The 23973-nt window shown below is 70.0% G+C and carries 22 protein-coding genes, 7 tRNA genes and 1 pseudogene; 20 read left to right on the top strand and 10 right to left on the bottom strand.

What is annotated here, in order from left to right:
• Nucleotides 1-99 precede the first annotated feature (99 nt).
• The 3 genes and pseudogenes from ACFY1L_RS17830 (at nt 100) to ACFY1L_RS17820 (ending at nt 2046) form a co-directional block, all read left to right on the top strand.
• On the top strand, nt 100-297 hold the full coding sequence (locus ACFY1L_RS17830) for a hypothetical protein (protein WP_388824369.1): 198 nt from the start codon (nt 100-102) through the stop codon (nt 295-297).
• A 431-nt stretch (nt 298-728) separates the two neighbouring features.
• Nucleotides 729-1682 (top strand): annotated as a pseudogene (locus tag ACFY1L_RS17825) (phosphotransferase family protein); the annotation flags it as partial.
• 61 nt (nt 1683-1743) lie between these two features.
• Nucleotides 1744-2046, top strand: a complete 303-nt coding sequence (locus ACFY1L_RS17820) for a zf-TFIIB domain-containing protein (RefSeq protein WP_361259601.1) — start codon at nt 1744-1746, stop codon at nt 2044-2046.
• Between the two features lie 49 nt (nt 2047-2095).
• On the opposite strand, the gene ACFY1L_RS17815 is transcribed toward ACFY1L_RS17820, so the two are convergent.
• The 5 genes from ACFY1L_RS17815 to ACFY1L_RS17795 all read right to left on the bottom strand — a co-directional run bounded on the left by ACFY1L_RS17815 (nt 2096) and on the right by ACFY1L_RS17795 (nt 2568).
• A tRNA-Val gene (locus ACFY1L_RS17815) sits at nt 2096-2167 on the bottom strand.
• Between the two features lie 34 nt (nt 2168-2201).
• Nucleotides 2202-2273 (bottom strand) — tRNA-Val (locus tag ACFY1L_RS17810).
• A gap of 36 nt (nt 2274-2309) precedes the next feature.
• Nucleotides 2310-2381: transfer RNA gene (locus ACFY1L_RS17805), tRNA-Val, on the bottom strand.
• 1 nt (nt 2382) lies between these two features.
• Nucleotides 2383-2456 (bottom strand) — tRNA-Cys (locus ACFY1L_RS17800).
• A gap of 39 nt (nt 2457-2495) precedes the next feature.
• Nucleotides 2496-2568: transfer RNA gene (locus ACFY1L_RS17795), tRNA-Gly, on the bottom strand.
• 178 nt (nt 2569-2746) lie between these two features.
• Here ACFY1L_RS17795 and ACFY1L_RS17790 point away from each other — a divergent pair.
• Genes ACFY1L_RS17790 through ACFY1L_RS17780 form a run of 3 tightly spaced genes read left to right on the top strand, consistent with a single transcriptional unit; the run spans nt 2747 to nt 5489 of the window.
• Nucleotides 2747-3793, top strand: a complete 1047-nt coding sequence (locus ACFY1L_RS17790) for a chorismate-binding protein (RefSeq protein ID WP_388824366.1) — start codon at nt 2747-2749, stop codon at nt 3791-3793.
• On the top strand, nt 3790-4611 hold the full coding sequence (locus ACFY1L_RS17785; protein ID WP_388824363.1) for an aminotransferase class IV: 822 nt from the start codon (nt 3790-3792) through the stop codon (nt 4609-4611). The genes ACFY1L_RS17790 and ACFY1L_RS17785 overlap by 4 nt, the downstream gene beginning before the upstream one ends.
• A 53-nt stretch (nt 4612-4664) precedes the next feature.
• Nucleotides 4665-5489, top strand: coding sequence for a GNAT family N-acetyltransferase (locus ACFY1L_RS17780; RefSeq protein ID WP_388824360.1), 825 nt, complete (start codon nt 4665-4667; stop codon nt 5487-5489).
• 55 nt (nt 5490-5544) lie between these two features.
• Here ACFY1L_RS17780 and ACFY1L_RS17775 read toward each other — a convergent pair whose 3' ends face one another.
• Nucleotides 5545-6066 carry a DsbA family protein gene (locus ACFY1L_RS17775; RefSeq protein ID WP_388824357.1) on the bottom strand — a complete coding sequence of 174 codons (522 nt, stop codon included), beginning with the start codon at nt 6064-6066 and terminating at the stop codon, nt 5545-5547.
• Between the two features lie 228 nt (nt 6067-6294).
• On the opposite strand from ACFY1L_RS17775, the gene ACFY1L_RS17770 reads away from it, so the two are divergent.
• Both ACFY1L_RS17770 and ACFY1L_RS17765 read left to right on the top strand, forming a co-directional pair.
• Nucleotides 6295-6738 (top strand): hypothetical protein, encoded by a 444-nt coding sequence (locus ACFY1L_RS17770; RefSeq protein WP_388824354.1) that lies wholly within the window; start codon nt 6295-6297, stop codon nt 6736-6738.
• Nucleotides 6739-6869: 131 nt separating this feature from the next.
• Nucleotides 6870-7046 carry a hypothetical protein gene (locus ACFY1L_RS17765; protein WP_361259961.1) on the top strand — a complete coding sequence of 59 codons (177 nt, stop codon included), beginning with the start codon at nt 6870-6872 and terminating at the stop codon, nt 7044-7046.
• Nucleotides 7047-7112: 66 nt separating this feature from the next.
• Here ACFY1L_RS17765 and ACFY1L_RS17760 read toward each other — a convergent pair whose 3' ends face one another.
• Entirely contained in the window at nt 7113-7673 is a 561-nt protein-coding gene (locus ACFY1L_RS17760; protein WP_388824351.1) for a CGNR zinc finger domain-containing protein, read from the bottom strand.
• 238 nt (nt 7674-7911) lie between these two features.
• On the bottom strand, nt 7912-8325 hold the full coding sequence (locus ACFY1L_RS17755) for an SsgA family sporulation/cell division regulator (RefSeq protein ID WP_004002642.1): 414 nt from the start codon (nt 8323-8325) through the stop codon (nt 7912-7914).
• Between the two features lie 191 nt (nt 8326-8516).
• Between ACFY1L_RS17755 and ACFY1L_RS17750 the strand changes: the two genes are divergently transcribed.
• From ACFY1L_RS17750 to ACFY1L_RS17720, 7 genes are all read left to right on the top strand, one after another.
• Nucleotides 8517-8969, top strand: a complete 453-nt coding sequence (locus tag ACFY1L_RS17750) for a TIGR02611 family protein (protein WP_388824348.1) — start codon at nt 8517-8519, stop codon at nt 8967-8969.
• Between the two features lie 42 nt (nt 8970-9011).
• Nucleotides 9012-9083 (top strand) — tRNA-Val (locus ACFY1L_RS17745).
• A gap of 333 nt (nt 9084-9416) precedes the next feature.
• Nucleotides 9417-10706: an ABC transporter substrate-binding protein gene (locus tag ACFY1L_RS17740; protein ID WP_388824345.1), complete on the top strand. Its 1290-nt coding sequence runs from the start codon at nt 9417-9419 to the stop codon at nt 10704-10706.
• Between the two features lie 14 nt (nt 10707-10720).
• Entirely contained in the window at nt 10721-11677 is a 957-nt protein-coding gene (locus ACFY1L_RS17735) for a carbohydrate ABC transporter permease (RefSeq protein ID WP_388824342.1), read from the top strand.
• On the top strand, nt 11674-12546 hold the full coding sequence (locus ACFY1L_RS17730) for a carbohydrate ABC transporter permease (RefSeq protein WP_388824339.1): 873 nt from the start codon (nt 11674-11676) through the stop codon (nt 12544-12546). Before ACFY1L_RS17735 ends, ACFY1L_RS17730 begins: the two co-directional genes overlap by 4 nt.
• 19 nt (nt 12547-12565) lie before the next feature.
• Nucleotides 12566-13156 (top strand): hypothetical protein, encoded by a 591-nt coding sequence (locus tag ACFY1L_RS17725; protein WP_388824336.1) that lies wholly within the window; start codon nt 12566-12568, stop codon nt 13154-13156.
• 115 nt (nt 13157-13271) lie between these two features.
• Nucleotides 13272-16007 carry a Tat pathway signal sequence domain protein gene (locus tag ACFY1L_RS17720; protein ID WP_388824333.1) on the top strand — a complete coding sequence of 912 codons (2736 nt, stop codon included), beginning with the start codon at nt 13272-13274 and terminating at the stop codon, nt 16005-16007.
• Between the two features lie 85 nt (nt 16008-16092).
• On the opposite strand, the gene ACFY1L_RS17715 is transcribed toward ACFY1L_RS17720, so the two are convergent.
• Nucleotides 16093-18468: an SCO7613 C-terminal domain-containing membrane protein gene (locus ACFY1L_RS17715; protein ID WP_388824330.1), complete on the bottom strand. Its 2376-nt coding sequence runs from the start codon at nt 18466-18468 to the stop codon at nt 16093-16095.
• A 119-nt stretch (nt 18469-18587) separates the two neighbouring features.
• Here ACFY1L_RS17715 and ACFY1L_RS17710 point away from each other — a divergent pair, with 119 nt between their 5' ends.
• The gene (locus tag ACFY1L_RS17710) at nt 18588-19034 is read left to right on the top strand and encodes an SRPBCC family protein (protein WP_388824327.1); all 447 of its coding nucleotides are present in this window, start codon (nt 18588-18590) and stop codon (nt 19032-19034) included.
• A gap of 39 nt (nt 19035-19073) precedes the next feature.
• Nucleotides 19074-19145, top strand: a tRNA-Val gene (locus ACFY1L_RS17705).
• 38 nt (nt 19146-19183) lie between these two features.
• Here the strand turns inward: ACFY1L_RS17705 and ACFY1L_RS17700 are convergent.
• Nucleotides 19184-19909, bottom strand: coding sequence for a 3'-5' exonuclease (locus ACFY1L_RS17700; protein WP_388824324.1), 726 nt, complete (start codon nt 19907-19909; stop codon nt 19184-19186).
• Nucleotides 19910-20078: 169 nt separating this feature from the next.
• Between ACFY1L_RS17700 and ACFY1L_RS17695 the strand changes: the two genes are divergently transcribed.
• The 3 genes from ACFY1L_RS17695 (at nt 20079) to thrS (ending at nt 23965) form a co-directional block, all read left to right on the top strand.
• The gene (locus tag ACFY1L_RS17695; RefSeq protein WP_361259571.1) at nt 20079-20645 is read left to right on the top strand and encodes a DUF4365 domain-containing protein; all 567 of its coding nucleotides are present in this window, start codon (nt 20079-20081) and stop codon (nt 20643-20645) included.
• Nucleotides 20642-21877, top strand: a complete 1236-nt coding sequence (locus tag ACFY1L_RS17690; protein ID WP_388824321.1) for a hypothetical protein — start codon at nt 20642-20644, stop codon at nt 21875-21877. Before ACFY1L_RS17695 ends, ACFY1L_RS17690 begins: the two co-directional genes overlap by 4 nt.
• A gap of 111 nt (nt 21878-21988) precedes the next feature.
• The gene (gene thrS, locus ACFY1L_RS17685) at nt 21989-23965 is read left to right on the top strand and encodes a threonine--tRNA ligase (protein WP_388824318.1); all 1977 of its coding nucleotides are present in this window, start codon (nt 21989-21991) and stop codon (nt 23963-23965) included.
• Nucleotides 23966-23973 lie beyond the last annotated feature (8 nt).

Genomic DNA, 23973 nt, shown 5'->3' with positions numbered 1-23973 from the left:
AGCCTAGATTTGAGGTCAAGCGGCGGGTGCAGCACTCGTCCCCCGAGGTCAGACACCCGCCGCTGCCAACCACAACCGAGAACGGTCAGGAGAGGGACCATGGCCCTAACGGCACCGCGGACACTGATCCGCACACAGGAGCGCATCTCGCTCCGCCCCCGCCGCACGGGCCGCCGCCACCCCCTGGTGGCGACACTCATGGCCCTTCCCCTGGCGGCCCTGCTCTTCTTCGTCTTCGACGGCTGGGAGACAGTGGCAACACAGGCGTCGTCCGTGGGAGTGATGCTGGGGCGCTGAGCGGCGACCCCAGGCCCGGAAGAGCGGTCCGGGCGGGGACATCCACCCATGAAACCCCGTGGGGACGGGGGTGCGGCGGACGGCAAAAATGCCGGCGCAGCTGGGGAGCTGCGCCGGCATTGCTTTGCCCGGAACCGCGCACTTGATCACTGGTTCTTTCAGCCTGTCCGGCGTTTGAGGACCAGGCTCTTCAGGGCCGAACGGGGTCCGGGGCGGAGCCCCGGCGGGGTGCAGGGGCGGAGCCCCGTGAGGGGTGCAGGGGACGCAGTGCCCGCCGGGTCCAGGGGCGGAGCCCCTGGCGGGGTCGAAGGGGCAGCGCCCCTGGGGATGGGACGGGTAGGGGCGGCGGGGGGCGAGAAACCCCCGGCACCACCCCGCCGCACCCAACCCCCGTACCCTCACGACCAGACCCCCCGCCCGCAGGGAGCCCCGTGACCCCCACCCCCTTGCTCTCCGACCTCACCGCCCGAGCCAAGGCCACGGCACACGCGCGCACATCCTCCTGCCCCTGCGGAGCAGCCACCCTCGCCGACCGCCCCGACGCCACAGTCGTCCGCCACGCCAACACGGTCGCCAAGGCCCACGCCCCGGACACACCCCCCACCGACCTCACCTCCCGCCTCACCGCCGCCACCCACCTCCCCGGCATCCTCCTGCCCCCGCTCACCCAGGCCTCCGCAGACCTGCACGGCCGCCTCGTGACGTTCTGGCCCTACGGCACCCCCGTAAATCCGGAAGACCCGGACGCCGCCCCCTGGGAAGCCGCAGCCACCCTCCTCGCCCGGCTCCACAACACCCCCCTCCCGACCGCCCTGCCGCCCATGCGCGGGCCCGCCAAGGCCGCCCGAGCCGTCGCCCGCCTCGAAGGCATCGGCCCGCACCCCGCCGTACCGCCAGTCCTGCGCGCCTGGGAAACCCTCCCCGCCTGGGCCCGGGCCGAGACCCCCATGCCGGACACGACCACCCTGTGCCACGGCGACCTCCACCTCGGCCAGCTGGTCCGCCACCCCGCCCCCGACGGCCCCTGGCTCCTCATAGACGTGGACGACCTCGGCACCGGCGTCCCGGCCTGGGACCTCGCCCGCCCGGCGGCCTGGTACGCCTGCGGCCTCCTCCCGGCCGACGAGTGGACCCGCTTCCTGACCGCCTACCGCACAGCGGGCGGCCCGGCCGTCCCCGCCGACGGCGACCCCTGGCCGGCCCTGGACGTCCCGGCCCGCGCCCTCACCGTGCAGACCGCCGCCCGCGCGACAGCCAAGGCCGTGGCGGAGGACCGCCCCCTGGACGAGGTCGAACTGTCCATGATCGACGCATGTGCCCGAATCGGCTCCCTCCGCCGGAGTTGGGCCCGGAATTCGCGAAGTAGGGTGCAACCGACCGCACCCTGACAGAGTCTGTCCTGGCGAAACGCGAAGCAGGACCGACCGGCGAGGAGTTGAGCCGACCATGCAGTGTCCGAAGTGTCATGCGCCGATGCACACGTACAACCGCAACGGCGTCCAGATCGAGCAGTGCAGCGGCTGCCGCGGGATCTTTCTCGACTACGGCGAGCTGGAGTCGCTGACCCGCCTGGAGTCCCAGTGGCAGCAGCCCGCCCCGCCGCCCCCGGGCGCCCCGCAGGCCTACCCGGCTCCGCCCGCGCCCGCCTGGGGAGCCCCGCACGGCGGCCACGGCGGTGGTCACTACGGCGGACACCACGGCGGTCACCACCGCCACAAGAGCTTCGGGCACATGCTGTTCTCCAGCTGACCGGAACCACGAGGAAGCCCCCGGCCGCAGGGCCGGGGGCTTCGGTGTGTGGACGATACTGGGATTGAACCAGTGACCTCTTCCGTGTCAGGGAAGCGCTCTCCCGCTGAGCTAATCGTCCTCGGGACCACAACCCGCAGGTCGTGGGTACTGCGTGCGCGATACTGGGATTGAACCAGTGACCTCTTCCGTGTCAGGGAAGCGCTCTCCCGCTGAGCTAATCGCGCGGGTGCGGATCTTGCCGTACGTGCTGGAAGATCCAGTGGACGATACTGGGATTGAACCAGTGACCTCTTCCGTGTCAGGGAAGCGCTCTCCCGCTGAGCTAATCGTCCTTGGAGGTGGAGACGGGATTTGAACCCGTGTAGACGGCTTTGCAGGCCGTTGCCTCGCCTCTCGGCCACTCCACCAGGAGTGCAGGGGTTCGGGAAGATCCCCTGTTTCCATCGAGCGGACGACGAGGCTCGAACTCGCGACCTCAACCTTGGCAAGGTTGCGCTCTACCAACTGAGCTACGTCCGCTTGTCGTTTCGGTCCGCTCCCGCGGCCCGGCGACGAGTTGAACTCTAGCGGATTCCGGGGCCAGCACAAAAACGCGTTTGCGCAGCGTGCTGCGCTGCGCCTGCTCACGTGCGTGGCCAGCGCATCCGCAGGGACATGCCGACGCCACCTTTCGGACACCGGCCATAGACTCGACTGCGTGCTCGACCTCCCTCCCCTCGCCCGCTTCGGCACCCGCGTCGCCACCGGGCTCCGCGACGTCACCAGCGATCCCGCGGCTCTCGACTCGACCGGTTTCTGGGCCGTGGTCGCGGACTTCGAGGGCCGCCTGACCTGCGCCCGCTTCGAGGACGTACGAGAGGAACACGTGCCCGCCCCGGTGCCGGGGGAGTGGCGGGGGCCCGGGGCCGGTGACTGGACGTCCTCCCTCGACCGCGCCGCGTACACGGCCGGCGTGCGGCGGATCCGGGAGCACATCGCGGCCGGCGAGGTGTACCAGGCGAACCTCTGCCGGGTGCTCTCCGCGCCCGTGGCGCCCGACGCGGACGTGGACGCCCTCACCGCACTGCTGGCCCGCGGCAACCCGGCGCCGTATGCAGGAACGATCCGCCTGCCGGGGCACGGGGTCGAGATAGCCACGGCCTCACCCGAGCTCTTCCTCCGGCGTGCCGGCCGCGTCGTCGAGTCCGGGCCGATCAAGGGGACCGGGCGCACCGAGGCGGATCTGCTCGAGAAGGACTACGCCGAGAACGTGATGATCGTGGACCTGGTCCGCAACGACATCGGGCGTGTCTGCGCCACCGGCAGCGTCACCGTCCCCGACCTGTGCGCGGTGGAGAAGCACCCGGGGCTCGTGCACCTCGTCTCCACGGTCCGCGGCGAGCTGCGCGAGGAAGCGGGTTGGCCGGAGTTGCTCGACGCCACCTTCCCGCCCGGCTCGGTCACCGGCGCGCCCAAGTCCAGCGCACTGCGGATCATCGACGCACTGGAGACCGCGCCCCGCGGCCCGTACTGCGGTGGCATCGGCTGGGTCGACGCCGACCGCGGAACCGGTGAGCTGGCCGTAGGCATCCGTACCTTCTGGATCGACCGGGCCGAAGGGGTGCTGCGCTTCGGTACGGGCGCAGGCATCACCTGGGGCTCCGACCCCGAGGCTGAGTGGCGGGAGACCGAACTGAAGGCGGCCCGGCTGCTCGCGGTAGCGTCGGGGACATACGCGGTGACTGGAGAGGGAATCACGACGTGAAGATCTGGCTCGACGGCGCTCTGCAGGACATCGAGTCCGCCCGCGTCTCCGTCTTCGACCACGGGCTGACCGTGGGCGACGGCATCTTCGAGACCGTGAAGGCGGTGGACGGCAGGACGTTCGCGCTCACCCGGCACCTCGACCGGCTGACCCGCTCCGCACGCGGCCTCGGCCTGCCCGACCCCGACCACGACGAGATCCGCCGCGCCTGCGCCGCCGTCATCGAGGCCAACCCCATGCCGCTCGGCCGCCTGCGCATCACCTACACGGGAGGTCACGGCCCCCTCGGCTCCGACCGGGGCGAGCACGGTCCGACCCTGGTCGTCGCCCTCGGCGAGACGACCCGGCGCCCCGACTCCACGGCCGTGATCACGGTTCCGTGGACCCGCAACGAGCGCGGCGCACTCACCGGCCTGAAGACCACGTCGTACGCCGAGAACGTCGTGGCCCTCGCCCGCGCCCACCAACACGGCGCATCGGAAGCCCTGTTCGCGAACACCGTCGGACAGCTCTGCGAGGGCACCGGGTCGAACGTCTTCGTCGTCCTCGACGGCGAGATCCACACCCCGCCGGTCGCCTCCGGCTGCCTCGCGGGCATCACGCGCGCGTTGACCGTCGAGTGGACCGGCGCCAAGGAGACCGACCTGCCGCTGGACGTCCTGGAGCGGGCCGACGAGGTCTTCCTCACCTCCAGCCTGCGCGACATCCAGGCCGTGCACCGCGTCGACGACCGCGAACTGCCCGGCGCATCGGGCCCGGTGACTGCCAAGGCTGTGCGGATCTTCGACGAGCGGTCCGGGCACGACCTGGATCCGTAAGAGCCCGGGAAAATGGGCTGACGAGGGTCGGCGCGGCGGGTAGAACTCCCCTGATGACCACGACCCTGCGGCCCACCGAGCCGCTCCAGCGAACCGCCGACGGGGCGCAGTCACGCCGCTACCAGGTGTGCGTGAACAGCCGTCCCGTGGGCGGGATACGCCTCTCCACCGTCCCCGAGTCCGGGCCGAACGTGGCCCGCGTCTCGGACCTGCACATCGAGGAGCCCGACCGCAGGCGGGGCCGCGGCACGGTGGCCGCGCTCGCCGCGGAGGAGATCGCGCGGAGCTGGGGCTGCAAGCGCATCGAGGCACCCGTGCCCGGCGACGCCGACACCGCGCTGCGGCTCGCCACCGCGCTCGGGTACGTCCTGCGGAGCCGGAACATGGCGAAGCGGCTGGACGCGACCCCGCCCGAGCTTCCCGCGGGCAGCACGGCCCGGCCCATGACCGAGGCCGAGTACGGCCCGTGGACGGCGCACGAGCTCGAGCACTTCGCCCGGAGCATGATCGAACGGGGGGTGCCCGCCGACGAGGCGTACACCAGGGCGGACGCCGGGCACGCCAGGTTTCTGCCGGACGGCCTGGCCACCGAGAACACCCTGATCAGCGTGCTGGAGCACGAGGGGACGCCGGTCGGCACGCTGTGGCTGGGGTTGTGGCCCGAGACGGCCTACGTGCTCGATGTCGAGGCCGATGGCCGGTATCGCGGCCGAGGCCACGGACGGGCACTGATGCTGCTGGCCGAGGCCCAGGCGGTCGCCGGCGGCAAGGACCGCATCGCCCTGCACGTCTTCGCCGACAACGCCGCGGCCGAGCGGCTCTACGAGTCACTCGGCTACGAGACCATCCAGTACAACCTGGCCAAAGAGCTGTTCTGAGGAACTGCTGCGAGAGAACTTCGCCGAGGCTCGGGCCGTTTGGGTTCTCCGAGGCTCAGGCCTCTTGGGCGAGCAGTCGGTCCGCGATCTCCTCGATCCGTTCGCGCAGCCCCTCCTGGCTCTTGCTGCCGTCCAGCCGCTCCCCGCCGATGACGTACGTGGGCGTACCGGTCACGCCGATCGCCTTGCCCTCGGCCTGGTCCGCGTCGACGATCAGGATGTGCCGGCCGTCGATCAGCGCGGTGTCGAACTCCTCGGCGTCGAGACCGAGTTCACCGGCCGCTTCGACCAGGAAGGGTTCTCCCTTACGGTCCAGCTCCTCGACCCGCCCCAGCACGGCCTCGACGTACTCCCAGCCCTTCCCCTGCTCCAAGGCCTCCTCGGCGGCCTGCGCGGCGGCGAAGGAGTGCTTGTGCTTCTCCAGCGGGAAGTGCCGCAGCCGCAGCTCCAGCCGGTCGCCGTAGCGGGCGCGCAGGGCACGGAGGTCCTCCAGGGCGCTCCGGCAGTCCGGGCACTGGAGTTCGCACCAGACGTCGAGAACGGGCGCGGCGGGAGAAACGGGGGAGGAGTCGCTCATGCGCACAGTCTCCCAGTCCCGGCCCGGCCGACCCAATCGGACCGGGGACGGCGCCCCTGGTCCGACCCCGACCGCAACCAGGGGAGGGCCCGCGACCGGCACTTGCGGAGGAGCCGACCCGGAGATGTCCCTGATGTCCGCCCGGAGCATGGCCGCGGGGGGTCCGGTCGGTGCAGGATGGAAGGGACGAACTGCCCCTGCCCGACCAGCCCTGCCCTGGAGGACCGGATGATTGCCGAGACCGTCTGTTCCGCCGTCTCCGCGGCCGGCCTGGGCATCGCGGCGGTCACGGCGTACCGCAAGCGCTTCCTCGCGGCCGCCCGCATCGCCGCCTACTCGCTCGTGCCCATCGGTCTGGTGATGACCGGCATCGTGGAGTGGCTGGCGGACACCGCCTTCAGCCCGACGGCCTGGGCCGGCTTCGGTGTCCTCGGCGCCGCCTGGCTGCTGTTCTCCACCACACGCGCGGTGGAGCGCCGCCGGGGCGGCACCCGCAAGGACCGCAAGGAGGCCAGGGCCGCGAGCCGCCGCGACGCGGTCGCCCCGACGGCCTCGGCGGCCTCCCTGGGGCCGGGGACCCGCGCGGCGACCCGGCCCGCGACCGCGCCCCGCACCGAGTCCGCGGAGGACTTCAGCGACATCGAGGCCATCCTCAAGAAGCACGGCATATGACCCGCGCATGACGGCTGAAACGACACAGTGGATCAGCGCTGTGCCGCGAAACGATCACGCCCGGTGCGGGACATCACGTATTCCGGCGAACTACCGCTCATTCCGGGCGTGTTGATCGCGCCAGGGGTGCCGTGTGCGTCATCATCGCCCGCGAGATGCTGGACACGACACAGAGCGATGCCGCGCCGCCGAAGGACGAGCCGCGCGGATGTCTTTTCGCCCTTTCCCAGCCACCGCTGATGATCTTCCTTGCGGTGATCGGGTGTCTGCTGCTCATGGCTTCGCTGCACGATCTGCTGTTGCTCTGAGCCGTACCCGTGGTCCCCGGCGCCACCCGCCGGGGACCACGTCGACACCACCCGTCCGGTCGGACGTCAGCCCGCCGCTTCCTTGCGCCGCGCCCGGTACGCGGCCACATGCAGGCGGTTTCCGCAGGTACGGCTGTCGCAGTACCGCCGCGAGCGGTTGCGGGAGAGGTCGACGAAGGCACGCCGGCAGTCGGGAGCCTCGCAGCGCCGCAGCCGCTCCTGCTCTCCGGCCACCACGAAGAACGCCAGCGCCATCCCGCAGTCGGCCGACAGATGATCGGCGACGGAGGCGCCGGGCGCGAAGTAGTGCACATGCCAGTCGTAGCCGTCGTGGTCCGTGAGGCGGGGAGTGGTGCCCGCGGCGGCGATCAGCTCGTTGATCAGCCCGGCGGCGGTCCGGGCGTCCGGCGCCGCGAAGACCGAGGCGAACCGTCCGCGGATCTTGCGCACCGCGGAGAGATCGAACTCCGACAGCACCCCGACATCGCTGATTTCGTGGTTTCGTACGAAATCCTCGAGAGCCGCGACATCGGACAGCCCGTCCGGCGTCGTCGCGTCCTCCGGTGCGGTGTTCACCAGATCGACCACGGCGTCGAGGGCGCACCGGGTGTCGTGGGTGATCAGCACGTTTCGCTCCCTGGCCTGCGGATCGGGCAGATGCCCGCCTTTGCTGGCCGATGGTAGTGGCTTCCCCGGGCGCCGTACCGGCTCCGGCCCGTGCGGGGCCCGCTTCCGGACGAGGCCGACACGAACGCATTCGGCGCCGCCCATGACTGGGCGGCGCCGGTGCGTACCGTATGAAGTTGTCCTGGCCCGAGCCGTCACCCCGAGAAGACGGCGCCGGGCGGCTTTGCAGAGCCTCGCCCTAGCTCTCCGCCAGGATGTGCGAGAGCTCCTGATCGAGATCGAAATGCCGATGTTCTGTGCCGGGAGGCACCGCGGCATCCGTTCGCTTCAGGAAGGACTCCAGCGCCCGCGCCGGGGCCTCCAGGAGGGCCTCGCCCTCCGGGGAGCTCAGGGCGATGCACACGACGCCCTGACCGTGACTGCGCGACGGCCAGACACGGACGTCGCCGGTGCCCGTGGGCCGGTGGAGGCCTTCCGCGAGGAGGTCGCGGGCGAACACCCACTCGACGGTCTCCTCGGCTCCGGTGTGGAAGGTGGCGTGCACGGCGTAGGGGTCGGCCGTGTCGTACCGCAGGCCTGCGGGGACAGGCAGGGAGGACTCGCTCGACACAACGAGGCGCAGGTGCAGCTCGCAGCTGACCGTGGTGTTCATAAGCGCCAGGGCCTTTCGCTCAGTGTGCGCTCGGGGATTCGCACGTCGGCGAAATCGACATGCCACCTACGGTGCCGTTGTAAACCCCTCTGAGTGTTTTGCGTGCCTTTACGTAACTCTTCCGGCCGAGAGCGCGTTCGCGAGGTACGACCATTCCGGTGACTGGTTTCCTTCGGGTAAAGTTTGGCCGTATGAATACGGGGAGTGACGAGCCGGGCGAGGTTGCCGTGGCATCGGACGAGACGAAGGCGGACGGGGCGCAGAGCGAGCAGGGGCTCGGCTCCAGGGCGCCGCAGTTCATCAAGGCGCGCCGCGCACTGCATCTGAGCTGGCAGGTCGGCGTCTTTGTCATCGGGCTCGCGGTCGTGGGCCTCGGCATCATCATGCTGCCGCTGCCGGGACCCGGCTGGGTCGTGATCTTCGCCGGCATGGCCATCTGGGCGACCGAGTTCGTCTGGGCGCAGCTGGTGCTCCGCTGGACCAAACGCAAGGTCACCGAGGCGGCCCAGCGGGCCCTCGATCCCAAGGTGCGCCGCCGCAACATCACGCTGACCGTGATCGGCCTGGTGATCGTGGGCGTCCTGGTGGGCATCTACCTCTGGAAGTTCGGCGTCGTCATGCCCTGGAAGATCAAGGACCAGTGACACGGGCACCCTCTGACTTGGGGTAATGTTCTCCCTGCGTCCGGGCGATTAGCTCAGTGGGAGAGCGCTTCGTTCACACCGAAGAGGTCACTGGTTCGAACCCAGTATCGCCCACCCGGATCGGCGGCCCGTCTGCGAGAGCAGGCGGGCCGCAGTCGTACGTGCCCCTTCGTGCGGGCTCCGCACTCCGAAGGGTTTCGGCCCAGCGACATCCATGTGCGGACGGCCAGTTGATGTTCGGCCCGTCGATCGCGTGCGCTTCACCTGCGGAGTCGCTCTGACGGTGGCGGCTTCCGGTGCTGATGCGCCGTCAACTCTCCCGGCCGCCCCGCAAGAAATTCCTGTCCGAATCATTGACGCACCCCGAGGCCCTCCGTAACTTGTGCCAGCAAGCGCTTACTTGAAACGATTCATGCAGGTGGCAACGACGCCGGGGAGGGCCCGACTGTGGGAACCAGCAGGAATGTTGAGAGGCGTACGGTCCTGAAGGCCGTGGGGGCTTCGGCGGCCACGCTGGGGCTGGCCGCGACGACCGGGTGCGGGGGTGACAGCGGGACGTCGGCGGACGGGACGGTGACGCTCCGTTACGCGTGGTGGGGTGGCGAGCCGCGCACCATCGCCATCAAGAAGACGATCGCGCTCTTCGAGAAGAAGTACCCGAAGATCAAAATCAAGCCAGAATTCACCGACTACGAGGCGTTCTGGGAGAAGTTCCAGACCCAGGCCTCCGGTGGGAATCCGCCGGACGTTTTCCAGAATGCGGTCGGCTTTCTGCGCAAGTACGACAAGCGCGGTGTTCTGATGGATCTCAAGTCCCAGGGGAACGCGGGGAATCTGAACCTGGAGAACTTCCGCAACGGCGTTCTGGCGAACGGTCAGGTCGACGACAAGCAGGTCGGCATACCCGTCGGAGCCAACACCATGGCCCTCGTCATCGACCTCAAGGCCTTCAAGAAGGCGGGCGTGGACGCGAAGTTCGGCTGGACCTGGGACGAGTATTTCGACGCTCTGCAGACGATCCAGGACAAGCTGAAGATCGCCGGTGACACCGGCTACTTCACCATCATGTACCTCTACGACCTGTATCTGCGTCAGAACGGCAAGGCCTTCTTCACCGACACCGATCTCGGCTTCACCGAGGACGATCTGACGCAGTGGTGGGAGGACGGCTACAAGCGCGTGAAGTCCGGGCTCGTCGCCGACCCGAAGAAGATCGAGCAGGTCAAGCCCAAGTCGGGTCTGTCGGCCGGGCTCGCCGCGTCCGAGTTCACCTGGGACAACTTCTCCATCCGGTACGAGGGCGAGGGCAAGTCGGACTACGGGCTCGCGCCGATCCCCACCACGGACGGCAAGCACACCGGCCAGTACCTCGGCTCGCTGATGCTCAGCGCCTTCTCCGGGACCAAGCACCCCAAGGAGGCCGCCCAGTTCATCGACTTCATGGTCCACGACCCCGAGGTCGGCAAGATCATGGGCTACGACCGCGGCATTCTCGCCACCACCGAGCAGTACGACGCGTTCAAGCCCGCCGACGCCCAGAACAAGGGCATCGCGGCCTACGAGGAGGAGGTCGCCAAGGCCGGCGTCCTCGGCAAGATCACCCCGCACCCGTCCGGCGCCGATGTCATCGAGGCGGCGTTCCTGCGCATCGGCGGCGAGGTCGCCCAGGGCAAGAGCAAGCCGGCCGACGCGGCGAAGCAGCTGTTCTCCGAGGCCAAGGCCGCGTTCGCGGGCTGAGGGGACGTACCACCATGACGCTCGTCAAGGAAGCGCCCGCGCACCCGGCGAAGAAGCGGTCCGCCGCTCCCGCCGCCGGGCGGCGCGGGCGGCGCCGCGAGAACCTCGCCGGATACCTCTTCATGTCGCCGTGGATCGCGGGGTTCCTGCTGCTCACGGCGGGGCCCATGATCGCGTCGCTGTACTACGCGTTCACCAGCTACAACCTGTTCACGCCGCCCAAGTGGGTGGGGCTGGACAACTTCACGACGATGTTCCAGGACCCGCGCTGGCAGAAGTCGGTGCAGGTCACGCTCAAGTACGTCGTCGTGGCCACCCCGCTGAAGCTGCTGCTCGCACTCGGCGTCGCGCTGCTGCTCGCACAGAAGCGGCGCGGACAGGGACTGTACCGGGCCGCGTTCTACATGCCCTCGCTCATCGGTGCCAGCGTCTCCGTCGGCTTCGTGTGGCGGGCGCTGTTCTCGGACGACGCGATCGTGGACCGTACGCAGAAGATCTTCGGCCTCGACGTCGGAGGCTGGATCGGCAATCCGGACTACGTCATCTACGCCCTGGTGGCCCTGAGCATCTGGCAGTTCGGCGCGCCGATGGTCATCTTCCTGGCCGGGCTCAAGCAGGTCCCGCAGGAGCTGTACGAGGCCGCCGCGATGGACGGGGCCGGTCCCTTGCGGCGGTTCTGGAACATCACGCTGCCGATGATCTCCCCGGTGCTGTTCTTCAACGTGTTGCTGGAGTCCATCCACGCGTTCCAGGTGTTCGGCTCTGCGTACGTCGTCTCCGACACCCGGTGCGGGCCCGCCGACGCCACGCTCGTCTACACCTGTTACCTCTACCAGAAGGGCTTCAAGGAGGCCCAGATGGGCTTCGCCGCCGCGATGGCCTGGACGCTGGTGATCGCGGTGGCGCTCGTCACGGCGGTCCTCTTCTGGTCGCAGAAGAAGTGGGTGCACTACGAGGAGGCCGCCAAGTGACCAGTGTCAGCACCCCTGTCGTGCGCACCACAGACGAGCGGCGGCGCACCGGATCGATCGCCTGGCACGTGGGCGCGCTGCTCGTCCTCGCGGTCGTCCTGTATCCCGTGCTCTGGGTGGTCGGGGCCGCGTTCAAGCCGAGCAAGGACATCATCGCCAGCCTCGACCTGCTGCCCGCCAAACCGGTCTGGGCGAACTTCTCCGGGCTCGCCGACGGCATCTCCGGCATCTCCATCAGCAGCTTCTTCGTGAACTCGCTGATGTACGCGGTGCTGGCCGTGGTCGGAGTCGTGCTGTCCAGCTCGCTGACCGCGTACGCCTTCGCCAAGATCCGGTTCGCCGGGCGGAACCTGCTGTTCACGCTGATGATCGGGACGCTGCTGCTGCCGTATCACGTGCTTCTCATTCCGCAGTACGTGATGTTCCGCAAGCTCGAGCTCGTCGACACGCTGGTGCCGCTCGTCGCCGGCAAGTTCCTGGCCACGGAGGCGTTCTTCGTCTTCCTGATGGTGCAGTTCATGCGCGGGCTGCCGCGCGAGCTGGACGAGGCCGCCAAGCTGGACGGCTGCGGACACCTGAGGACCTACTGGTCCGTAGTGCTGCCACTGTGTCGCCCCGCGATCATCACCAGCGCCATCTTCACCTTCATCAACGCGTGGAACGACTTCATGGGGCCGTTGATCTACCTCAACACCCCCTCCAAGTACACCGTTTCGCTTGGCCTGATGATGTTCCGCGACCAGGAGGGCATCTCCAACTACGGCAGCATGATCGCGATGTCGCTGGTGGCGCTGGTGCCGGTCGTCGCCTTCTTCATGGCCTTCCAGCGCTATCTGATCGACGGCATGGCGACTTCCGGACTGAAGTGAAAGGACTGAGGCGGTCACCATGGCGCAAGCACGTGTGAAGGCCCGCAAGGAGTCCGTGTTCGGCGAGCGCTTCGCGGTCTTCGCCGAGTGCCTGCTCACCGGCGTGTGGATCGCCGTGGCCTGTCTCGGGGGCGTCACCTACCCCGCAGCCTTCGCCGCCGGCGCACGGCATCTGCGGCGTCGCACGGCCCACGAGAGGGGTGGCCTGCGGGAGTTCGTCGCGGACTTCCGGGCGGCCGTGCGCGGCGGGTGGGCCGTCGGGCTCGTCGGCTGGGCGGCCGCCGCGGCGGTTTGGCTGGACGTCCTGGCCGCGCGGGCCGGGATCCCCGGTGGGCCGGTCGCCGGGGCCGTCGGCGTCTTCGCGCTGATCGGACTCGTCGTGGCTCTGCTACGAGCGGCCGCCGTCTGGACGCCCGGCGCTTCCTGGCGGGCGCTGGTCGCGGACGCCGGGCGCCGGACCGTGCTCGATCCCGCCGGGTCCTTCCTCATCGTCGGCGGGCTGGCTGTCGTGGCGTTGTCCGCCTGGTTCATCGCGCCGCTGGCGGTTCCCGTCCTGGGAGCCGTCGCGGCGGCCGCCGTCGCCGTGGAGGAACGCCACCGGCACCGCTGACGAGCGGTGCCGCAGTACCGGGTCGGCGCACCGCGCGTCGTACCTCTATCTGTCATGCCCCTGACCAGCTGCACGGAACAAGACGTTCCGCACGGAAAGGAAAGGCTGAACTCTGATGTCTCCCATCCCCCGCAGGTCCCTCCTCAAGGCGGCCGCCGTCGCCGGTGCCGCCGCGCAGTTCAGCTGGGCGACTGGAGCGAGGGACGCGCAGGCCGCGCCCAGAGCCGAGGCCGCGGACGCCGATCCGGTGACCCTGGACTGGCTGGAGGACGGCGGCCTGGGCGCCGCGCCCGGCTCGACCGTCGGTGTCCCGTGGCCGAAGGGCGTCTACGAGGCCGACCAGACCTTCGCGCTCACGGACGCGGACGGCAAGGACGTACCCGTGCAGTCCTGGCCGATCGCCTACTGGCCGGACGGGTCGTTGAAGTGGTCGGCGCACGCGGTGAGTTCGGGCTCCGGCAAGCTCACCCTCGGCGCGGGTGAGGCGGCCGCGCCCGACAAGAAGGTCACCGTCGACAAGAGCGGCGGGACGGTCGACGTGTCGACCGGCGTCATCACCGTGAAGATCGGCAAGGACGGCTCCACCCTCGTCAAGTCGGTCACCAGAGGATCCACGGAGATCGCCAAGAACGGTCGGCTCGTCCTCATCCGCCAGCCCGAGATCGAGGACGAGGACCAGGGCACGGTAAGGACCGAGCGCTTCGACGGTGCCATCGGCGAGGTGACGGTCGAGCAGGACGGGCCGGTCCGTGCCGTGGTCCGCATCGACGGCAAGCACCGCAAGGGCAGCCGGAGTTGGCTGCCGTTCTCGATCCGGCTGTACTTCTACGCCGGTGCCGACTCCTTCCGCATGGTGCACACCATCACCTACGACGGCACACAGGAACCCGGCAAGGGGAGCGGCGACTTCATCCGCGGGCTGGGCGTGCGCTTCACCGTGCCCATGCGGGATGCCGCCTACGACCGGCACATCCGCATCGGCGGCGAAGGGACCGGGCTGCTGCGGGAGGCCGTCAAGGGCATCACCGGTCTGCGCCGCGACCCGGGCGCGGCCGTGCAGGCGGCGCAGTACGCGGGGCAGAAGCTGCCCGACCCGTCCACCTGGGACCAGCGGGTGACGACCCGGCTGCAGTACATCCCGGCGTGGGGCGACTACACGCTCTCGCAGCTGTCCGCCGACGCCTTCACACTGCGGAAGAGGACCAGGAAGGGGTACGGCTGGATCGGCGCCGGCGGCGGCAAGCGGGCCTCCGGCTTCGGTTACGTCGGTGGCGCGAGCGGCGGATTCTCCTTCGGGTTGCGGGACTTCTGGGAGAAGCACCCCGCCCAGCTCGACATCCGCGACGCCCAGACCGACGAGGCCGAGGTGACCCTCTGGCTCTGGTCGCCCGAGGCACAGCCCATGGACCTGCGCTTCTACCACGACGGCATGGGCCAGGACACGTACGCCGAGCAGCTCGAAGGCCTCAACATCACCTACGAGGACTACGAGCCCGAGTTCGGCACCCCGTACGGCATCGCCCGCACCTCCGAACTCCTCTTCTGGGCCAACGAGTCGACGCCGTCGCCGGAGAAGCTGGCCCAACAGGTCGAAGCCGTACGGGTGTTGCCGCAGCTCGCCGCCCCGCCCAAACAGCTCATCAGGGCCAAGGTGTTCGGACCGGGCCTCTACTCCGAGCCCGACCGCTCCACACCGGCCAAGGCGAAGATCGAGGACCACCTCGACTTCCTCTTCACCTACTACAAGGACCAGGTGGAGCAACGCCGTTGGTACGGCTTCTGGGACTACGGCGACATCATGCACACGTACGACACCGTGCGGCACGTGTGGCGGTACGACATCGGCGGCTACGCCTGGGACAACTCCGAGTTGTCGCCCGACCTTTGGCTCTGGTTCGCGTATCTGCGCTCCGGTCGCGCGGACATCTTCCGGTTCGCGGAGGCCATGACCCGGCACACCGGCGAGGTCGACGTCTACCACCTGGGCAAGTGGGCGGGCCTCGGCACCCGGCACGGTGTGCAGCACTTCGCCGACAGCGCCAAGCAGCAGCGCATCGCCAACACCACGTACCGGCGCTACTACTACTTCCTCACCGCCGACGAGCGGGTCGGCGACCTCATGCACGCCAACGTCGACTCCGACGAGACGTTCCTGGTCCTGGACCCGCTGCGGAAGGTGCGTACCGATCCCTACACGCCCGACCGGCACGCCCTGTCGATCGGCTTCGGTACGGACTGGAGCGGTCTCGTGTCGGCCTGGCTGACCGAGTGGGAGCGCAAGGGGCCTAAGTGGGAGAAGGCCAAGGCGCGCGTGCTGTCGACGATGGAGGGCATCGCCGCGCAGCCCAACGGCTTTGTCCAGGGGAGTGGGCTGTACGACCTCGACACCGGCAGGTTCGCTGTCGCCACGACGCCGGTGGTCGGTGTGTCGCACCTGTCCGCCGTCTTCGGGCTCAACGAGCTGTGCGCGGAGCTGATCGACCTGGTCGACATCCCGAAGTTCAACGAGGCGTACTTCGACTACTGCCGGTACTTCAACGCCACCAAGGCCGAGCAGAAGGCTCGTTACGGCTCCGACTTCGGGAGTCTGCTGCTTTTCCAGGGGCATTCGCGGCTCGATGCGTACGCGGCCGTCAAGACCGGTGACGAGGGGCTCGCCAAGCGGGCGTGGACGAAGTTCTACGGCTCGGACGGGTACACCGAGTCCTCGCCGTGGAAGACGGAGAAGGTGACTGGGCCGATGGCGTTGGTCGCCGGGAGTGAGGCGAGTTGGGTGTCCACGAATGACACCGCCCTGTATGGGCTTGCAGCCATCGAGAATTTGGCTCTGCTCGGGGACAAGATGCCCTAGCGCCGTAGCGGGGATGGTCGTGGGGGACTGCGGGTCGGTTGTGGCTGGTCGCGCAGTCCCCCGCGCCCCTGACGGGGCGCTTGCTTCAGTGCATGCCTTCCAGGATGTCCCGTATGCGGCGAGCATCCCTGATGCGTCGCTCGTATGTCGTTCCGAGGGTGAGCAGTAGGAGGCCGGCGAGGGCGAGAGGTAGCCAACGGGGGAGCGCGCCGGTCAACTGGACCAGGTACGGGGCCAGTTCGTGCATGGCGTCCAGGGCCAGCACCGAGCCGCCGAGTACGAGTGGGGCCTGGAGGCGGTGGCGGGCGCCCAGCAAGGTGATCAGCAGGGCCGCCGTGCCCAGGAGCAGTGGGCGTGTCCAGTGTGGGTCGTGCCAGGCTGCGGTGAGGCTCGGCAGGAGTGTGGCGGCGAGGCCGGGGGCGTACGCCGTCCAGGACGAGGCCATCGGGTCGCGGCGCCTGCGCCAGGCGCCGATGCACAGTGCGGGGACCGTGACCGGGATCGTGTAAGCCTCCACCGTGCCGACTCCCCAGGACGCGAGCCGTACCCACGTGGCCAGCAGGAACAGCACGGCCGCTGCGTAACCGACGGACCTGCGGTCGGGGCGTATCGCCGTGCCGGCGGCGATCACTCCGCACAGCGCCAGCACCAGCGCGAGCATCGGCGGGTCGGTGACCGCGAGACCGATCGCGAGGAGGCCGGCGGCGGCACCGGTCAGCTCGACGGGCACGCGCGCGTGGGCATTGCCCTGACGCGGGGCGAGGAGTGTCGCAGCCACCGGGACCGCCAGGACCAGCAGCGCCGTGTACTGCGGCTGCCAGTCCGCCGCCGCGCCCGTCGCGCAGGCCAGCGCGGCGGCGTACACGAGTGCGGTCGGGGCGAAGACGGGCGTGAGGTGCGGTCGTACGGAGGCCGTCGCGAACACGGCCGTCAGGACGGACAGGACGATGAGCGTGGCTGCCTGGGAGGGCAGGGCGAGGAAGGCGAGGGAGAGTGAGCCGCCCAGGGCGAGGGCGGTGGCGGTCACGGGGAGGACCAGGAAGACCGCAGCTGCGAGGGCCGCGATCGTCGTCGCGCCTTCCAGCAACAGGGCTGCTGGGTAGGGGAGTTGGAAGACCGCCGGCACTGCCGTGACGGTGGCCCAGGCGAGGACCGTCGCGCCGGTCAGCGCGTGCCGCCGTCGGGTTTCGCCGCGGACCAGGAGGGCCAGTACGGCGGCGACCACCAGCGGGCCCAGGAGCAGTTGGGCGGGGAACGGCGGCCATGGCGTGTGGATGGTGACCGCGGCGCGGGCGTCCGCCGGCACGCCGGACCACGGGCGCTCCGCCCAGCCCAGCGGGCCCAACAGTGCGACCGCGATCAGCGGCAGCGCACAGACCACGGCAGCCGCCTGCACGGCACCGGAGGCCAGGACCAGACCCCGGCGTACGGGCTGAGGCAGCCCCACCCGCACCGCCGCCAACAGCGCGACACCGCACGCCAGATACCCCGGCACCGTCCAGCCGGCGGGCAGCACCACCCGCAGCACGCCACCGCCCGCCGCGACCAGGAACAGACCGGCCGCCACGGCGGTTCCGGTCGCCGCGGCCGGGCCGGGCAGCCGCCAGGCCGCGCCCAGCGCGATCGCCGCGGCAAGGGTGAGGAGCGCCGCCGCACGGGCGGCGGCGCTCGGGCCGGCTGCGTCCCAGGAGAGCCAGCCGGCCGCCAGTGCGCCCCAGCCACCGATGCCGTACGCGCCGAGAGCGGCGACGAGACGTACGGCCGTGGCAGTGCTTCGGAGCGCCACAATCGTGTCGAACCCGGCCGTCAGCAGGAGTGCGGCCGTGATGCCGTAGGGACCCGCGGAGACTGCGATCGCCCAGAGCAGCAACGGGAGTTGGGCCGCTGCCAACGCGGCGGACAGGGGGAGGCGGAGGGCACCCTCCGCCGAGGCGCGGCTCGTGGTGACCAGCAGGCGGTCGTACGCCGTCCACAGGGCGGCCAGGACCGCCGTCGTCACCGCCGCGTACGACGTGCCGTCCGTCCGCGCGAACACGGTCTCGTGCAGCGCGTACGCATCCAGCGCCGTCAGCGCCAGGCCCAGTCCCGCCACCGACTCGGCCGTCGACCCCAGCCCGCGTCGCAGCAGCGCGGCCGGCGCCGCCAGGACGGCGAGCGTGACCGCGCCGAGCACCAGGGCCCGCCCGGTGATCCCCAGATGCCCCCAGCTGACCAGCGTGAACACCATCGCCGCGATGGTCAGCAGCACCCCGCCGAGGAGGAGCAGCACGTTCTGCACCCGCGGTGCGCCGGCCTCTGGGCGCGGCGGCGCGACCGGCAGCGGCCACACGGGCGCGGGCTGCTGCAGGGCGGAGACCAGCCAGGCCCGGCGGGTCAGCAACTGGGCCCGACGGGCGTCCAGTTGCCAAAGCTCGGCGTCGAGGAGCCGCAACTCCTCCGCCGGGGGCGGAACATGCGTCATGTCTCGGAGTGTGGTCCGCGTCACGTCGTACGGCATGAGTGCAGGTACTCAGGACGTACTCAGATCCGGAACGTACTCGGATCCAGGACGGAGCGACCGGGTACGGGCAGACTTCCCTCATGGACTGGACGCACTACCGCTTCCGCTGCCGCTGGGCCCTGGCCGCGCCGCCCGCCGCCGTGTACGAGGCGCTGGAGCAGGCCGAGGAGTACCCCCGGTGGTGGCCGCAGGTGCGGGAGGTGACGCGGCTCGACGACACCACCGGCGTCATCCGGATCCGGTCGGTCCTCCCCTACGACCTGCACTTCACCGCCCGTGAGGTGCGCCGCGACCCGGTGGCCGGCGTACTGGAGATCGCCATGTCCGGCGACCTCGAGGGCTGGGCGCGCTGGACGCTCACCGCGGACGGCACCGGCACCCTGGCCCGCTACGAGCAGGTCGTCGACGTGCACAAGCCGCTGCTCAGGCGGTTCGCCGTGCCGGGGCGGCCGGTGTTCCGCGTCAACCACCGGCTGATGATGCGGGCCGGACGACGGGGGCTGGTCGCGTACCTGGAAGCGGTTTGATGCATGCCCCTGCGGACCTGTATTGTTCAGTCCGTTCCCGGGCGATTAGCTCAGTGGGAGAGCGCTTCGTTCACACCGAAGAGGTCACTGGTTCGAACCCAGTATCGCCCACCGGGGAAAGCCGGTCCGCAGCAGCGGACCGGCTTTTGTCATGCTGCCGCCGGGAGATCGGGCCGCAGCGGCCACTCCGTGTTCACGATCTCCTCGGCGCCGCTCTTCGTGAACCACGCCTGCAGACCGCGCGCCTGGGCCGCGTGCCAGGTCGTCTGCAGGGTGTGCAGTTCGGCGGGGGAGAGGCGTTCCAGCCGGGCGGCGAAACGGCGCCCGAGCGCTCGTACGACATCCAGCGCGGCCAGTGCGTCCGCGGCCGCGTCGTGTGCACCCTCCAGCGTGACGCCGTAGTGGGCGCAGAGGTCGGTCAGGGTGCGGCGGCCCTTGCGGTAGCGGTCCAGGTGTTTGTCGAGCACCCGCGGATCGAGCACACGCAGTGCCGACGTCTCGAACCAGCCGTCCAGCGACGAGGCGCGATGGCGGCGCAACTCGCGGTCCAGGAGCGTCAGATCGAAGGGTGCGTTCATCACGACCAGCGGGCGGGCCATCGCCGCCTGCTCGGCCAGTTCCTCCGCTATCTCGTACATCACCGGCGCCGGCCAGCGGCCGTTGCGCTGCAGGTGTTCGTCCGTCAGCCCGTGCACCGCCGTCGCCGCCTCCGGCACCGGCACACCCGGGTTGACCAGCCAGCGGGTCACCCGGGGCCGGGAGCCCGGGGCGTCCTGGACGACGACGGCGGCCGACACGATCCGGTCGGTCTCGACGTCAACGCCCGTGGTCTCCGTGTCGAAGGCGGCCAGGGGCCCCTCGTACCAGCACGTCATGCCTACACAACTCCTCGTTCACCCACGGCAGCTGACGTCCCGTCTTCTGCCTGTTTGGTGATACCCGGGCTGTTTGCGCCGTACGCCGGAAGGACACAACAGGAGTACGGGTCTTTGCAGTTCAGCGGCCCGACGCGGGGATTCACTTGGCTTGGAAGGCTGTTTGGTCATGGCGATAGCGCAGCCCGAGCGGGGCGGGCTGCTGCCCGAGCGCACGGGCCCCCTTCGCGGCACACTCGCCACCACCGCCTGCATGGAGACACTGCAGGTGGGCTATCTGCATGCCGTCGCCGCGGCGGCCGGCTGCTCACTGTCGCAACCCTTTCCGGACAACGGCATCGACTGGCACGTCAGTCACGGCTCACCCGGGCACACCGTCGACGACGAGGTGACCATCAAGGTGCAGCTGAAGTGCACGTACCAGATCCCGCCGAACCCACCGGGCCGCTTCTTCTCCTTCACGCTCGACAACGAACATCTGCGCAAGCTCGCGCGCACCCCGGTGTCGGTGCACAAGATCCTCGTCGTGATGCTCGTCCCACGGGCGCAGGACGACTGGCTCAGAGCCAGCCACGACCGCCTCGACCTGCGGCACTGCTGCTACTGGGTCAACCTCGCCGGGCACCCGATCACCGGGCGGACCCGGACCACCGTGCGGATACCGACCTCACGCATCTTCGACGACCGAGCGCTCTGCGAGATCATGACGCGGGTCGGGACGGGAGGCAGACCATGACGCACCGCCCCCTGGAGGAGCCACTGCGGCCGGTGAGGCCGCACCCCGACGACATCGCCGCTGCGGCCTGGCACCGGCCCCCCGAGCCCGACCAGGTCGACCCCGCGGTCCTCAGCGCCCTGCTGCACCGGCACGGCTGGCAGCGCCGCGGCGGGGCCGTCGGACGCTACGGCCGCTGGACGCCGCCCGGACCCGGAGGCGGCGGCACGAGCCTGCTGGTGCCCGAGAGCCGCGCCTTCCCCGACAGCGACGACCTTCTCGGCGAGGCGCTGCTCGCCCTGACCCGCAGTGGCACGCCCTCCGCGCGCGAGGTCCTGGTCTCACTCGCCGTGCCCAGCGACGAGATCCGCTGGTGGCGGGACGTGCCGACCGGCCCGGCGGACGCCGCCCCCTGGGTCGTCGAGGAGCAACTGCGCACCGCCGCCCGCCAGATGCTGCTGGCGGGCGCGCTCGCCACGCGCGCGCGTGCTGGCTACTACGGCGCTCGGCACCGCCGCGCCGCCGCCGCGCTGCTGGAGAGCGTCCTCGTCGGTCCCGCCGTCGGCGACGGCCGGCTCACCGCCTTCGTGCCCGTGGGCGGGGGGCGACCGCTCGCCGTACGGCTCCACCAGGCCCTGTACGCCGCCCGCGAGGCCATCGACTACCAGCGGGCCACCGGCGGCATGGACGCCTTCGACGGCGCCGTCGAGGCGGGCGTGAGCCGAGAGCTCACCGAGGCGCTGATCGCCCTGGTGCGCGGCACCGAGGGGGCGAGGATCGGGGTGGAGTGGGCGCCGGCCGCCGGGGTGCCCGAGGACTGCGTGGCGGGTGTCGAGCCGGTCGAGTTCTCGCCGGGCGACCTGCCCGTGCTGCGCGAGGCCGGGGCCCGCTATCTCCGCGACGAACCGTCCGTGCCCGTGCGGATCACCGGCACGGTCGTACGGATGCGCAGGCCGGGGCCGCGCGGGGAGGGCAGCGTACGGCTGCGGGTGATCGCGGGCGCCGAGATCCCGCATCTGCGGATCACGCTCGACGAGGAGGACTACCGCATCGCCGGGCACGCCCACCTCGTGGGACTGCCGGTCCGGGTGCACGGGCGGCTGGAGAGCCGGGGCGGTTTCCGGCGGTTGACCGGGGCCTCCGGGGTCGCGCCGGTGCAGGTGGAGGAGGCCGAGCGGGACCGGCTGATGAAGTCGCTGCAGGAGAACCTCGACTTCTTCGAGGAGGCGTGCAGCGGGGAGGACTGCGACTGAGCGCCTGCGGTCGGTGACCGTTTCGCGGTCGGTGGGTCGGGGTCGGTACGATCCCCTAATGCGCGCGCTCCTGGTATGGCGCCGCACCCCACCTTCAGTCAGGAGAGACCGGTGTCAGACGTCCGTGTGATCATCCAACGCGATTCCGAGCGGGAAGAGCGCGTGGTGACGACGGGCACTACGGCCGCCGAGCTCTTCGCCGGCGAGCGCTCGATCGTCGCCGCGCGCGTGGCCGGCGAGCTCAAGGACCTCGCCTACGCCCCGGCCGAGGGCGAGGTCGTGGAGCCGGTGGAGATCTCCTCCGAGGACGGTCTCAACATCCTGCGCCACTCCACCGCGCACGTGATGGCGCAGGCCGTGCAGGAGCTCTTCCCCGAGGCCAAGCTGGGCATCGGCCCGCCGGTCAAGGACGGCTTCTACTACGACTTCGACGTCGAGAAGCCGTTCACGCCCGAGGATCTCAAGGCCATCGAGAAGAAGATGCAGGAGATCCAGAAGCGCGGTCAGCGCTTCAGCCGTCGTGTGGTGACCGACGAGGCGGCTCGTGAGGAGCTGGCTGCCGAGCCGTACAAGCTCGAACTGATCGGCCTCAAGGGCTCCGCGTCCAGCGACGACGGCGCGGACGTCGAGGTCGGCGCCGGTGAGCTGACGATCTACGACAACCTGGACGCCAAGACCGGTGACCTGTGCTGGAAGGACCTCTGCCGCGGTCCCCACCTGCCCACCACCCGGAACATCCCGGCGTTCAAGCTGATGCGCAACGCGGCCGCCTACTGGCGCGGCAGCGAGAAGAACCCCATGCTCCAGCGCATCTACGGCACCGCCTGGCCGTCCAAGGAGGAGCTGAAGGCGCACCTCGACTTCCTCGCCGAGGCCGAGAAGCGCGACCACCGCAAGCTCGGCAGCGAGCTCGACCTGTTCTCCATCCCGGAGCAGATCGGCTCCGGCCTCGCCGTCTTCCACCCCAAGGGCGGCATCATCCGCCGGGTCATGGAGGACTACTCGCGGCGCCGGCACGAGGAAGAGGGCTACGAGTTCGTCTACACCCCGCACGCGACGAAGGGGAAGCTCTTCGAGACGTCCGGGCACCTGGACTGGTACGCCGAGGGCATGTACCCGCCCATGCAGCTCGACGAGGGCGTGGACTACTACCTCAAGCCCATGAACTGCCCGATGCACAACCTGATCTTCGACGCGCGCGGTCGCTCCTACCGTGAACTGCCGCTGCGCCTCTTCGAGTTCGGGACCGTGTACCGGTACGAGAAGTCGGGCGTCGTGCACGGTCTGACCCGTGCCCGCGGCTTCACGCAGGACGACGCGCACATCTACTGCACCCGTGAGCAGATGTCGGAGGAGCTCGACAAGACGCTCACCTTCGTCCTCGGCCTGCTGCGCGACTACGGCCTGACCGACTTCTACCTCGAGCTGTCGACGAAGGACCCGGAGAAGTTCGTCGGCACCGACGAGGTCTGGGAGGAGGCCACGGAGACCCTCCGCCAGGTGGCCGAGAAGCAGGGCCTGCCCCTGGTTCCCGACCCGGGCGGCGCCGCCTTCTACGGCCCGAAGATCTCCGTCCAGACCAAGGACGCCATCGGCCGCACCTGGCAGATGTCGACCATCCAGCTCGACTTCAACCTGCCGGAGCGCTTCGACCTGGAGTACACGGGTCCGGACGGTTCCAAGCAGCGCCCGGTCATGATCCACCGCGCGCTGTTCGGCTCGATCGAGCGGTTCTTCGCGGTGCTCCTGGAGCACTACGCGGGCGCCTTCCCGGCGTGGCTGGCCCCGGTCCAGGCGGTCGGCATCCCGATCGGCGACGGGCACGTCGAGTACCTGGAGAAGTTCGCCGCGGCGGCGAAGAAGCAGGGCCTGCGGGTCGAGGTCGACTCCTCCTCCGACCGCATGCAGAAGAAGATCCGCAACGCCCAGAAGCAGAAGGTGCCCTTCATGGTCATCGCGGGCGACGAGGACATGTCGAACGGCTCGGTGTCCTTCCGCTACCGCGACGGCTCGCAGGAGAACGGCATCCCGTTCGACGAGGCCATCGCGAAGATCGTGAAGGTCGTCGAGGAGCGGGCGCAGGTCTGATCCTTCGT

Origin of the sequence: Streptomyces sp. NPDC001663, assembly GCF_042893105.1 — a bacterium.
Taxonomy (GTDB): domain Bacteria; phylum Actinomycetota; class Actinomycetes; order Streptomycetales; family Streptomycetaceae; genus Streptomyces.
The sequence above is the reverse complement of the archived record's forward strand: the minus strand, read 5'-3'. Positions and strand labels throughout refer to the sequence as shown.